The sequence below is a fragment of the Butyrivibrio sp. genome (assembly GCF_024699075.1).
The window spans coordinates 1-13737 of sequence record NZ_JAILQF010000177.1 but is presented as its reverse complement, the minus strand read 5'-3'; the positions used below and the strand labels follow the sequence as shown (position 1 = coordinate 13737).

The following is a 13737-nucleotide window of genomic DNA, read 5'->3' as shown; positions in this document are numbered from 1 at the left end:
TTCTTCGAAACTCTCACAATCCTCAAACATTCGCAAATCCGCACTACGTGCTACTTTGCTCATGTTTGGCGGGTCATAAATTCATATTCGATTTCGAGCAAGCTCGAATCGAAATGACTTTTGACCCTTACGTCATTATATAAAGGGTTATCAAAATGAACAAGGGGGACAATTTTGTGGAAGATAACAGAATTGAGATTTTAGAAAAGCGTGTTCAAAATCTCACTTTGGAAATAAATACGCTCAAAGATCAGATGCAGTCTATCCAAAATGAACTTTATTCAAGTAATAAGACGTTTTCTTTTGAAAGCAGTCTAAATATAAGTGATCAGCTTAATACTGTTAAAAACAGTTATGGTACCGAAGAAAATAAACAAGAACCTTTGCAGTCTGAAAAATCCGGAATTAATTCAGTTAATAATGCTAAAGGTGTAAAAGAGACTATCCTTCCAGATGAAGCAATCTTTTCTGATAAAGTTTCTTCTGATAAATACTTAGAGAATGACAAGCCAAGCTATAATACTATTTCAAACAAAAAACAGCCTCGTGATATAGAGAATATTTTAGGAAAAAGGCTCATGGGTATATTTGCATCTGTTCTTATATTTATTGCAATTATACTAGGTGCTTCTCTTATAGTTCCAAATCTTCCTGATGCAGCCAAGATCACTCTTATGTTCGTCATAAGCTTTGCTTTCCTTATTGGTGGACTTTTTCTTATGAAAAAAGATCCGGAAAACAAATTCTATGTTGCACTTGCCGGATGCGGATACGGCGCAGTATATCTGTCATTATTTGTTACCAAGGTAATATTTGGCTATCTAAATCCTTATGTTCTATATGGGCTTATATTTGTATGGGTTATCAGTATCTACATATCCAAAATCAATAATGCTGTATTTCGGTCTATTGCACAGGCAGGCATTTTCCTGTCTTTATTACTTGGCCTAATAAACGATGATAAATTTCTGCTTTTCCTTGTAATGATATATATTATTACTACACAGTCTTTACTATTAGTATATGAGCATATTGCGTACAAAAATATAAAAGCAACTGAGCTTGTTGGAGGCCTTTTATGCCTTATCATATACTGGCCAGGCATTTCACTTCTTGATGAAATGCTGGTTCCCTTTTTCCTCATAATCGCTACTTTATACTGTATTCTCTACATAGGATATTCAATTAAATTCTCCGAGCTTGGGGCAAAGCAGCTCAGCTATGCTCGGTTTTTTATGCCTATATGTTTTTTTGAATTTCTTATAATACTGGATTCGTCATCTTTGGCTCTCGAAGGATGTTATCTTGGCGGAATTTATGATAATAAAGACTTGATACATACAATATTTACAGTTATAACTTATATCTCTACTTGTGCTTTCCTTAGCACAATGCTTATTACTGAGAAGAAAAAAGAAATAAATCTGTTTGTACCACAGCTTTTATCCTGCTTGCTCTATATCTGGCTCATTATAAATGAAAATGTCTTTACGCTGTGGCAGTACTTGTATATGGTGCTTCCACTTATTGGAGCATATGTATGCTATCACAAATTTAAGACAAGATCTTTAAAGGTTCTTATCACATCACATTTGGTACTTATTTATCTTATTGGAAGCTTTATATTTGACCTCTTTTATCATATCAGCTCCCTTACTCAAAATGATTATGATTATCGTGCATTCACAGGCTACGCCTATTTCTTCATGATGATAATATGCGGTGCTGTCAACTATATATTCAAGATAAGGCATAAAGATACCAAAGAAGTCCGTATTGCCTCATACATAGTTAATATTGTACTTATGTATCTTGGATATACCAATATGATAGTTGAATCCATGCACAGATTGTATCTTATAGGCAATAACGAAGGACTTCTTAGTATCTTCAAGGTTTTATATGTTGTAGTATTAACTGCACTGTTTACGATCAATTCCAAAAATCTTCTTGACAGGCATAAAACAGGATGGGATTTCTATGTTGGAGTCAAATACCTGCTTCTTCTTATAGGTGCTCTATATATATTTGATGCAGAAGCTGTTGTTGTATCTATCTTCCTTTTAGTAATGGCAATTGCGTGTATCATAATAGGCTTTGCCTTTAAATACAAGGGCTTCAGACTATTTGGTCTATGCCTTGCAATGATCTGTGTATTCAAGCTTGTATTTGTAGATATATCTGCTGCCACTACTATAGGAAGGGTTATAAGCTTCTTTATAAGCGGTATGCTCTGCTTTGTCATTAACATGATCTACAATGCAGTTGGTCAAAAGTTAAATACCGATAAATCTGATCTTAAATCCTGATTCATCTGCATTTTCAGTGCCATTAATAAAAACTTTCCTTGATAAATCATCATACTTAATATTAGTGAGGGTGTAGGCTCCTGATTCATATTCGTAGCCATCACCCTCATCTTCATAGAGAGTGAAATTTCCATCTGCACCTGCGTATATATTAAGTGTGATATCATCTTTTTTCTGAACATGTCCTTTATATGCAGTTGTCGGAATAATAGCCCCTGCCCTGACAAATACAGGGATTGTATCAAGAGGTGCTTCTACTTCTATAAACTGACCTCCTTCATAGCTTTTTGATGTATTAAAGTCTATCCACTTATGCCCCTTGGGGAGGTATACTTTTCTAATATTTTTGCAATCTATGCCTTCCATTCTTACTGAGTTGCCATCTATATCATGATCGAAGAAAATTGGCTCAGTCACAGGGCAGACCATCATGTCTTTACCAAACATATACTGGTCCATTATGTCCCAGGTATTCCTATCCTCTGTAAACTCAAATGAAAGAGGTCGTATCATAAGCGCATCATCATGCCATACTGCACCTGCAAGGCTGTAAATATATGGCATAAGCCTATAGCGCAGGTGGTTGGCACTAACAAGAGCATCATAAAAAGGAGCTGCATCATTATCAAATTGCCATAATTCACGTCTGAAATCTGTTCCATGGCCTCTGAATACCGGCAGAAATACCGCCCATTGATACCATCTTGTAAACAGCTCGCAATATGCAGGATCCTTTGGTCCAAGATCATAATCTCCGTCCCAGTACCACTGAAGACCATTTTTGACAAAAAAGGCTCCGATATCTGTAGTCCAATACGGAAGGCCGCTTGCGCTGAAGTGAAGTCCTGCTGCAATCTGCTTTCTAAAAGTATCCCAGCTTGCAGATATATCGCCTGACCACAGGATCGTTCCATAACGCTGCTGCCCTATATAGCCGCTTCGAGTAAGATTGACAACACGCTTATCTTTAAATAAGTCACTGCCTCTCTGACCTTCATATATTCCCATCGCGTGATATAAGCCAAAGGCATTGGTCATCTCCATAGGCATGTACATTGAAACCTGACTGCAGTATTCATCATATATTCTGGATACTTCAGGTTTTACTGTTTCATTCCACTCAGGGGTAATAGGCTCAGAATTATCGCACCACCAGGCATCTATACCATGGCAAAAGAGGCCTTTCTCTGCCTGTTTCCAGTAAATATCCCTGCCTCTTTTTGCTAAAGCATTATAGATATTTATCCCGGGTAGAAGTTCTTTTTCCTTTTGAAATTCAGAATAGTTTGCGGCTTCTTCGCCGAAATTAGGCCATATTGATATCATGAAGTGGACATTATCATTATGGAGCTCGTCTGTCATCTTATCAGGATCAGGGAATCTTTCAGGATCAAAATTTTTCTGTCCCCACATGCCATCTTTCCAATAGCACCAGTCGAGTACAATGCAGTCAAGACCTATATCTCTGTCTCTGTATTCTTTTGATATATCAAGGATTTCTTCCTGGGTTTCATATCTTTCCTGAGACTGAATATATCCAAAGGCCCACTTTGGAAGCATTCTGGCTTTGCCACTTATCTTTCTATACTCTCTGATAACGCCATCCATCTTTTCACAAGATCCGTTTATAAAGAAGAAATCCATCTCGCTGTCAGCTTCTGTAAAGAAATAAGTGCCCTCATTTGTATCATTGAAGATAGACGGGCTGTAGGTATTTACAAGTAGTCCATATCCTTTGGTAGATACAAACATAGGAACTGCTATCCTTCGATTTCCCTGGCACAAATATATTTTCTGCCCCCTAAGGCTATGATAACCTTCCTCGTGCTGGCCAAGACCAAATATAGCTTCATCAGCATCAAATATAAGATTTATCCTTGTTCTGTAAGCCTCTCTAATCTTGATCTTATCTGCACTACGTATTACTTCTTTGCGCCCGTCAGCTGTATCTATGTATTCTTTTTGTATACCTTTTTCATCTGCTTTATATACCGGAACTTTCCAAAGCTCTTTACTTCTTTTGGAACGCTCTCTTAAAAGAAGCCTTCTCTCTTCATCATAATAAGCATAGGAAGCTCCCTCCTTTTTTATTACAACTTTGAGTTTTGGAAGTAATATAGTGATCGTCTTTTCATCTTCTTCGTATGTCCAGTCTGAAAATGGCTTAATATCTATAATGCCAGGTTTACTATTTACAGACTCTTCGTTAATAGAATCATCCTGCGTATAAATGACCCTTATACACCTGTCACTAACAGGTATTATCCTTTGAATGCCCTTGGACAGAATAAGTGTCAGATAGTCGCCATCTCTTTGGGCCCTGACTACATTAAGCACAGAATACGGAATACACTCAAGCATAAAAACCTCCCTTAAGACAATAAAAGTGCATGGTAATTAGTTTTGGACTACCATGCACTTTTCAACATAAAAACAAGTCGTTATGAACTAAAACGCTATATAGTTTAATAGCTCTTATCCACGTTTTTATGCTACTCTTATTTTATTTTACAGGGTTATCATTTGTTGCGCTAAAAAGAACACTTTTTTATATCAAAAATCATTATGACAAGATCATATCTTCCAGTTCTCTGCTTCTTCTCTTCCCATGATAAATCTGCGATACAATCCTTCTTTTGCAAGGAGCTCTTTATGATTTCCTCTGTCAACTATCTTTCCTTCATCAACGACCAGTATCTGATCAGCGCCTCTTACAGTCTTTAATCTGTGAGCTATCATTATGATAGTCTTATTTGCTGTCAGTCTGTCTATTGCCTTTTGAAGCCTGTCTTCATTCTCAGGATCAACATTGGCTGTTGCTTCATCAAGTATGATAACAGGAGAATCTTTAAGTATTGCTCTTGCGATAGATATTCTCTGCTTCTCACCACCTGAAAGGGATGCACCTCCCTCACCTATCACTGTATCATAACCATCAGGAAGTGATTCTATAAAGTCATCACATGCAGCTTCCCTTGCTGCTCTTACGACATCCTCATGCGAAGCATTTAGAGAACCAAATTTGATATTGTTCTCAATGGTATCTGCAAAGAGATAGACATTCTGAAATACCATACTGATCTGTGACATCAATGCTTCCAAAGTATAGTCTTTAATATTCCTTCCGCCCATCACAACTTCTCCAGAGTCTACATCCCAGAATCTTGCGATAAGATTGCAGATAGTAGTCTTACCTGAGCCGCTTGTACCTACAATTGCTGTTGTAGTCTTATCAGGGATCTTAAAGCTTATATTACTAAGGACTTGTCTTTTATCATAGGAAAAATTGACATTTTTAAATTCAATATCATGCTTATTTGATTCATATTCATGGCCTGATTCATCCATTTTTTCAATGCTTTCAGGCTTATTGGCCTTCTCCATGGATGATGTGAGAAGACGCAGAATCGCCATGGCGCTTCCTGCGCTTCCAATATGAGCAAATACCATAAATGACATTACGATCATCATCAAGGTATATGTAAGTGATAGTGTCCCCTTAAGATAGAAATAAACACTTTCTGTTATCAGGGCAAAAGTTCCTATCTGAAGGACAATCTTCTGCGCTATTGTATAAGGAACGAATAATCCTTCAAGTTTAGTATTACTCTTTCTATTATATTCAAGTGCATCAGAAAGAGCTCTGTCACCTCTTCCTGTCAGATTGAAGGATTTAACAATACTCATTCCCTGTACCCATTCAAGAACAGCAGATACAAGCTTTACCTCTGAATCCTGGCGAAGGGGCGCTACCTGTTTAGACTTTTGTTCCATCATGGATGATATAAGTAAATAGATGCATTCTACAAGAAGCATTGTTAATCCAAATCTTAGATCGAACGCAAGAACGCATATCAGCATTACAAGGGATGTAATAAGGCCGTCCATCAGCCTTACCATTACCATTGGTGCAAGTGTTTCGATATTGTCGATGACACTCGTCATTGTTCCAACAAGTTCGCCAAGGCTGTTCTCATTAAAATATCCCATGGGGATTGTCCTTATATGATCAGCTATGGCAATTCTCTTATTAGCTGCCATGAAGTATCCTGCATGAGTCTGTTCCATTTGAGAATACCCTTTTGCAAAGCATGCAACAACAACACCTGATAGAACTATCAAAAACGACTGCCATGACGGAGCATATCCTTTTGCCATATTTATTATTGCAGTTATGATAAAATAAATTCCTGCCATTTCTATCATTCTTCCAACGCCTGCAAGGATTCCAAAAAGAATGGATTTATTTATGTTTCCGGATTCTGTTCCGGAGAATTTTAATATATCTTTTATTGCTCTTATCACGCTACAACACCTTCCTTTACACCGATATGCGCATCCCACATGCTCTTATAAAGAGGGCTGGACTTAAGAAGTTCATAATGCTTTCCTACAGTTTCTATCTTTCCATCATTTACAAGCACAATCTGATCAGAATCAGTGATAGTAGAAAGTCTGTGGGCGATAACGATAAGGGTCTTATTCTTGACAAGCTTTCCGACTGCCTTTTGAATAACCGCTTCATTTTCAGGATCGATATAGGCTGTTGCTTCGTCGAGAATGACAATAGGTGCATCTTTGAGCATTGCTCTTGCTATGGCGATTCGCTGTCTTTCACCGCCTGAGAGATGAGCGCCGCCTCCGCCTACACGTGTCTGATATCCATTTTCAAGATTTCTAATAAATGCATCACAGCCTGAAGCCTTTGCACACTCTATTACTTCTTCATCAGTTGCACTCAGTTTTCCCATCCTTATATTTTCCAGGATCGTATCATCAAAGAGGAAATTGTCCTGTGATACATAGGAAATCTGGTCATAGAGTTTATCAAGAGCTATATCTTTGGTATCTACATTTCCAAAGCTGATACTTCCTGTATCAACATCCCAAAATCCTGCAATGAGTTTTGCTATGGTAGATTTTCCGCTTCCGGAAGGACCTACAAGTGCTGTTTTACTTCCCTGAGGAATATGTATTGACACACCCTTTAATACAGCATCCTGATCTTTAGTATATGCAAATCCGACATTTTTTAAGTCAATGTCTTTTCCTATAGTAAGATTTTTTTCTTTAGTAAGATCTTTTCCTTTAGTAAGATCTTTTCCTTTAGTAAGATCTTTTTCTTTAGTTACATGCTCCTGCTCTTTGGCATTTAATATTGCATCTACATTGCCAACTACTGTTCCAAGCTTGGCAAGGGTATCCACAAAGTCCATTACTGCAAGAAGAGGGCCTGTAACACAAAGAGCCAGAATGATCATAGTTATGAATTCCTCAAAAGTAAGGCTGTTATTCTGATAGAAAAGCCATCCAAAGGGAAGTACGGTCAGCATAGTGGCCGGAGCTATTATCATCGCATATATATTGGTCTTACACTGCTTCATCCAGTTATAGAAAAATGAAGCATTGGCAAGGCATCTTTCCTTCAAGGTAGTATAAGTCTCTTTTCCCTGATTGTATGCCTTTATGACTTCAATACCTCCTGTATACTCAATAAGGGATTCATTCATATCTGTTGTGATCTCTACAGACTTTGCATAGTTCTCACCATATCCCTTCATTGATGCGGACATAAGCGCCATTCCAACCGGAAGGGGTATCATTGCAAGAAGCGCAAGACGCCAGTCTATAACAAACATATAGATCCATACAACAAGAAAGCCTCCCACATTTGATACTATCTCAGGAAATACATGAGCAAGTGTTGTTTCCATGCTGTCAATCTGATCCACGATAGTCGTCTTAAGCCTTGCGCTCTTCATCTCCATTATCGTTCCAAGGGGAAGTTTGGGAAGTTTTGCAAGTACCTTTTCCCTTATTTCTTTTAGTATACGGAAAGTTGCTTTATGTGATATACCAAGAGCCCACGTATAGAGCAGGGTATTAATAAGATATCCTGCAAGTCCTGCTGCTATATAAGGTATATATGCATTCAGTTCCTTTTCTCCTTCGATAAGAAAAGATATTACCTTTGATGCCATAACAAATGGAACAATGCCTGCAAGTACGCCAATTACAGCCATTATAACTGACGTTATGATCTGTTTATGTCCCGATTCTCCCAATTCCCAGACCCTGGCAATGGGACTTTTTTGTTTTTCCATTTCTGTCTCCCTATCTTTGTTTATTCGAAAACTATTGTTTTCAAAATGCTGCTGAATCATGCGTAATGAAGCTTCGTCACATTTTCCGCTCCATTTAACTTCTCCTTCTGATACAAGAATAAGAAAGTCACATGCATCTTTAATAAGTTCTGTATCATGCGTAATTACCACAGGAGTTGTTCCACTATCTCTTACTTCCTTAAGTCTTTGTGAAAACTCCTTCATATGTTCATAATCAAGGCCACTGGTTGGTTCATCAAAAAACAGCATTTTTTTATCTGAAGCAAGAGCTGTAGCTACAGCAACGCGCTGTTTCTGTCCACCGGAAAGAGACATGGGATGTATTTTCCCATATTCCTTTAGATCCATATCTGTAAGGATTGTCTCTATTATTTCATTCTGCCTTGGCTTGTTTTCTTTTGGTATACTTATGCTTATCTCTTCATCAACACTTTCAGTAAAGAGCTGATGATTGACATCCTGCATGACCAGGTAGCTCTGTCTTAGAAGTTCCTTTGATGTAACTCTCCTGTCGCTTATATAATACGAACCGCTGTTTTTCAAAAGGCCGCAAATGCACTTTACCAAAGTACTCTTACCGGCACCATTTTCTCCAATAATACCTATGATGCTTCCCATAGGTATCTTGAGATTTTTGATATGTATACCATTTCCATACTCATACTTAAAATCAAGATTCTTTACTGTAAGTATTTCGCTTTTATTATTTCTTTGAACCTCTTTAACGTTTTTCTTAGTACTATCACCAAGGCTTCTAAGGCCATAGGAATGAGCCTCTTTATCAGAAAGTGCATAAAAGTCGTCTGCATCCTTTTCCCATGCAATATGCCCTTTTTCTATAAGAACGACTTTATCAGCTATGCCTTTCAGGTAATTAAGCCTGTGATCCGCGATCACTATAGTTTTCCCCTGGTCCTTCCATAAACGTATGACCTTGGCCAGTTCCTTTATGGAAAGCAGATCAAGATTAGAAGTTGGTTCATCAAGCACATATATATCCGGCCCCATCATAGATACTGAGGCACACGCGATCTTTTGCTTCTCGCCACCAGACATCTTGAACAGACTTTTATTGATCAGCCTGTCTATATCAAATATCCTGGTAGTTGATAAAAGGCGCTTATCCATTTCTTCATGAGAAAGCTCCATATTCTCACAGCCAAAGACCAGCTCACTTGTCGAATCAACATTGAAAAACTGCGTTCTTGGATTTTGAAACACAGAGCCAACCATCCCGGCACGTTCCTGGACATTTTTTCTTATAACACTCTCACCATCAATCAGTATGTCACCAATTATTTCTCCCTTGTAAAAATATGGGACAAGACCATTTATAAGTCTTGCAAAGGTTGTCTTTCCGCAGCCAGACCTCCCGCAAAGGACCGTGACTTTTCCTTTTGGAATAACAAGAGATACATTTTCAAGCGACATTCCCTGCTCGGAACCGGCATAGGTGAATGAAACATTTCTTATCTCTATCACTTTTTTCACCCCCTTATCAGTCCCGTTATAAAGATCATAAAGCTAGCTGCCGCCAGCATAAAGGCGACATAATCCTGCATATAAAAGCCGATCTTGCAATAGCTTGTACGTCTTCTATCTGTAGTAAGTCCCCTCGTCATAGCTGCCGCTGAAAGTTCGTCGCCTATCTTGGTTACAGATACTATGAGCGGCACCATCCTGTACTCTATTCCGGACACAAGGCCTGTCCCAAAGCGAATGTTCCTCATTTTCATAGCATCCTGAATTGAAGAATACTCATCTTTAAGTGTTGGAAAAAAGCGAAAAATAGTAGCAAAAGGTATCGTAATAGTCTGCGGAAAGTGCATTTTCTGCATTGCAGCAATAAATTCACTGACCTTTGTAGTATGAAGAACAAACCATGCCATCATCATATTTGGAAGCATGCGTTCTACAAGATATACCACTATTCTAAGAACAAGCCCTCCCGCACTAATTCCGTTTATGTAGCCTGCCATTAGGATATGATCTCCAATTGCAGAAAGAAGATATATCACCGTATAGATCACAGACATCTTTATCTTCTTCATGTCGATAAGGAAGAAGAATACAAGAATGACAAAAGAAATTTTCAAGCCGCTTACAATAACGCTTTTACTATCAGATATGATCACCGTATTTATTATGAGAAGGAGCATAAGCTTGGTCCTTGGATCAAAGTTTATGACTGCCTCCTCATTACCACTTTCAAACCTGCCCATCAGATAATTCCAGCTCTTTCAAAGTGTTTCTTAAGAACAGCTTTACCAATATATGCACCGATAATTGCTGCTACAAAGGTAGTAACAACTACAATGCCGCACATTCCCCAGCTTATAAGCTTTTCAAGCTCATCTACAAATTCATCTCCCTGTGTCTGTCTGAAAGCTTCTGCATAAGCATTACCGCCAATAAACATTGGAAGCTGTGTTCCTATTACCCATTCAGAAAAAACTGCATATCCAAGGACCATTTTAGCGGCACTCTTATATTTTCCTGATTTAAGTATCAGATCAGCTATAAGACCAAATACAAGGCCTGTAATGATTCCCATATATCCATATCCCATAAGAGCAAGAAGGACTGCTGATAATGTAGCCATAATGGTGACCATTCCAAACTTCTTGACCTTTGTATAGAATAAAATACATGGAATTCCTGCCAAAAGTGCTATAAGCACTGGATAGAAAATTGCCATTACAGGAACCATACCTGTCATAGCACTGATAAAGAAAATGACAAAATAGATGACAGTGAATATACCGACCGTTATAAGATCCTTTACTGTCATTTTCCCGCTTTCCTCGTTTTCTGTTGTGTTAATTCTTACCTCTTTTACTGCTGTGTTCATTTTTTACTCCTCCTAAATTGTGTTATATATTTTATCCTTAGAGTTAGTTATAGCTAACTCTAGGGCAAAAACTTATGAATAAAGCCAGTACTTACACCTATACATTTGCGATTCTGATATCTTAGGCAATTAATAAAGGATTTTCTTGTCTTAACTGCCCAAGATAATCAGATTACAAAAAAAGTTACGAATTTATATGTGTGTTTTAGTTACTTAAAATATTCTTCCCAGCCTCTTCCATAGAAATTTCTAAGTTCAGTAATATACCTTACTGCATCTTCTCTCGACATATCATGCTCTACACAATGAAAAAGTGCAGAATAAAATGCTGTAGAAACAACATGACAGAATCCTTCATTTATCCTTCCTTCACGAAGTGCACTACTGTTATTCTCTTTAAGATAAATAAGTGTATATTTGACATCAATGGCTGTGATACGTTCCAGATATTTCTTGTAAGTATCACCGGGAGAGCACGAAACAATAAGCTTATAAGACGGATAATCCGTATATATCATATCTATGATCTTGTCAAAACCTGTGTTTCCTGTTTCTTTATATTGCTCCTTCTGATTCTCAACATCCATGGAAAAATATCCGCTTAATACCTTTTCCAAAAATACGGGAAGCTCTTTAGTTGGAGCAATCAGGAATTCAAACATTCCTTCCTTGTCTCCAAATCTCGTATACATGGTACTGGTGCTAACTCCTGCCATCTTGGCAATGTTACGAAGAGATGCATCATTATATCCCTTCTCAAGAAATTCTTTCTGAGCATATTCAATTATTTTCTCATCATATCCTTCAATTCTGTTTGCCATTTCCTACCTCAATACTTTCTGCTTATGGCGTCACATTTAAAACAGTGTTTTAAAACACTGTTTTAAATTATATATCCTATTTCATATTTGTCAATATTTTTTCTTATTCTCGCTAACGGAAAAGATTCAATAAAAAAGATCTGTTCTCCATATAGTAGCGCCCTGAAGCCAGAAATATTCTGACGATAGAGTGTCGATACTATATGAAAAAACAGATCTTTTAAAATACTACATTATTTGATTATTTGATTATTAAATAATTAATTAAATAATGTATGCTTTTTATATATAAGATGATTGAAAAAAGCTATTTTTTTATATTCATCAATATTATATGTTTTCATTTCCAGTTCCAGCATAGACTTATACCAGTCTTCTGTATATTTAATTTCGTTATTGGATGACAGACCAAAAAAGGTTCTTATAGCATATGTATCTTCAAGCTCCATCTTGTCTTTCAGTGTACTTGTAAGCCAATTTTCGCTGTATACTTCACGCTTTCCGAGCATACTTTCTTCGCCATCATAGTTCAAAAGCTTTAGTGCCATTTCAGGATCATCTGAAAAAACTGCACTTGCCATTATGCGGCCATATAGATTATGCTTTACGACAGATAATTGGCCATCCGGCTTTAATACTCTTACAAGCTGCTCTAATATTGCTTCTTTATCATCTGCATATTCCAAAACATTATGACATATAACTATATCAAAAGAATTATCATCAATAGTTTTTAAATAGTCTATACCTTTTTGAATAAAAGAATACTCATCATTAACAAGGCGCAGAGAGGCCATTTCTTCATTTGGTTCGACTGCAACTACGTCATGATGCTTTGCATAATGAGCTGCTGTAATGCAGAATCCCGCACCAAAATCCAATATTTTCAAACGCTTATCTTCGGGAATATCTAACTGTGCAAAAATAAGTTCATAGAACATTTTCCCCCATGGCTCTTCTACCATACTTCTATAATCTGCAACAGAACTGCTCATATGCACCTCCAATAAATATGACATTTTAGTAGTTTTTAAGTCGTCAATTTTTTAGTCACTATTTTAAATTACGCGATGCCTAGTATTATACAAGACGCAACAGCCATAGGCAATCGTAGTTATAATAAACAATGACAATCATAAGCACATAATAAAACCCTCATGCTCTCTCGCCGCTTGCATGAGGGTTCTTGTTACTCAGTTATTATATTCTGCTTCTCTGTTGCCTTTATTTTCTTAAACAAATATGCAATCAATAAGATCGCTGATGTCAGCACTGTTGAAATTACATTGCAAAACACGATCACTTCCGCAGCAAAAGGATCGATCATCCATAAAACAAAATTGTTAAATTCATATATCGCGATATTCAAAAGCACTGATAATACACAGAAAACAGCAATCTTAGGTATTGTATCCCATGGCTTTACTTTTAACAGAACTATTACTGCTATAAGAGTGCATGTTATTACCAGGAATGCTGTTGGAAAAGATTCAATCAAACCGCTGATAAAATCAGGCAGAATAGGAATCACTGCCCCCATTATAGCTATATACACCCATGTTAAAAAAACAAAAATCAAACTAGTTATTAAAGCTTTTATATATTTTTTCATCAGTCATCCTTATGCGCAT

General features: G+C 37.2%; 9 protein-coding genes. 1 reads left to right on the top strand and 8 read right to left on the bottom strand.

The genetic code is table 11. The features are described from left to right. Positions 1 to 176 precede the first annotated feature (176 nt). Complete coding sequence (locus K6G87_RS06970) at positions 177 to 2309, top strand: DUF2339 domain-containing protein (RefSeq protein WP_296835307.1); 2133 nt, start codon at positions 177 to 179, stop codon at positions 2307 to 2309. Here the strand turns inward: K6G87_RS06970 and K6G87_RS06965 are convergent. The 8 genes from K6G87_RS06965 to K6G87_RS06930 form a co-directional block, all read right to left on the bottom strand. Further along, complete coding sequence (locus tag K6G87_RS06965) at positions 2277 to 4670, bottom strand: glycoside hydrolase family 31 protein (RefSeq protein ID WP_296835305.1); 2394 nt, start codon at positions 4668 to 4670, stop codon at positions 2277 to 2279. The genes K6G87_RS06970 and K6G87_RS06965 overlap by 33 nt on opposite strands. Positions 4671 to 4883: 213 nt before the next feature. Continuing rightward, positions 4884 to 6614, bottom strand: coding sequence for an ABC transporter ATP-binding protein (locus K6G87_RS06960; protein WP_296835303.1), 1731 nt, complete (start codon positions 6612 to 6614; stop codon positions 4884 to 4886). After that, positions 6611 to 9916 carry an energy-coupling factor transporter ATPase gene (locus tag K6G87_RS06955; protein WP_296835301.1) on the bottom strand — a complete coding sequence of 1102 codons (3306 nt, stop codon included), beginning with the start codon at positions 9914 to 9916 and terminating at the stop codon, positions 6611 to 6613. The genes K6G87_RS06960 and K6G87_RS06955 overlap by 4 nt, the downstream gene beginning before the upstream one ends. Positions 9917 to 9921: 5 nt before the next feature. Continuing rightward, positions 9922 to 10656 (bottom strand): energy-coupling factor transporter transmembrane component T, encoded by a 735-nt coding sequence (locus K6G87_RS06950; protein WP_296835299.1) that lies wholly within the window; start codon positions 10654 to 10656, stop codon positions 9922 to 9924. Further along, a complete protein-coding gene (locus K6G87_RS06945; protein WP_296835297.1) occupies positions 10656 to 11285 on the bottom strand; it encodes an MptD family putative ECF transporter S component in 630 nt (209 codons plus the stop codon). The genes K6G87_RS06950 and K6G87_RS06945 overlap by 1 nt, the downstream gene beginning before the upstream one ends. A gap of 209 nt (positions 11286 to 11494) precedes the next feature. Further along, a complete protein-coding gene (locus K6G87_RS06940) occupies positions 11495 to 12106 on the bottom strand; it encodes a TetR/AcrR family transcriptional regulator (RefSeq protein ID WP_296835295.1) in 612 nt (203 codons plus the stop codon). Between the two features lie 260 nt (positions 12107 to 12366). Then, positions 12367 to 13101 (bottom strand): class I SAM-dependent methyltransferase, encoded by a 735-nt coding sequence (locus K6G87_RS06935; protein ID WP_296835293.1) that lies wholly within the window; start codon positions 13099 to 13101, stop codon positions 12367 to 12369. Positions 13102 to 13295: 194 nt separating this feature from the next. Further along, complete coding sequence (locus K6G87_RS06930) at positions 13296 to 13718, bottom strand: hypothetical protein (protein WP_296835291.1); 423 nt, start codon at positions 13716 to 13718, stop codon at positions 13296 to 13298. Positions 13719 to 13737: the final 19 nt, after the last annotated feature.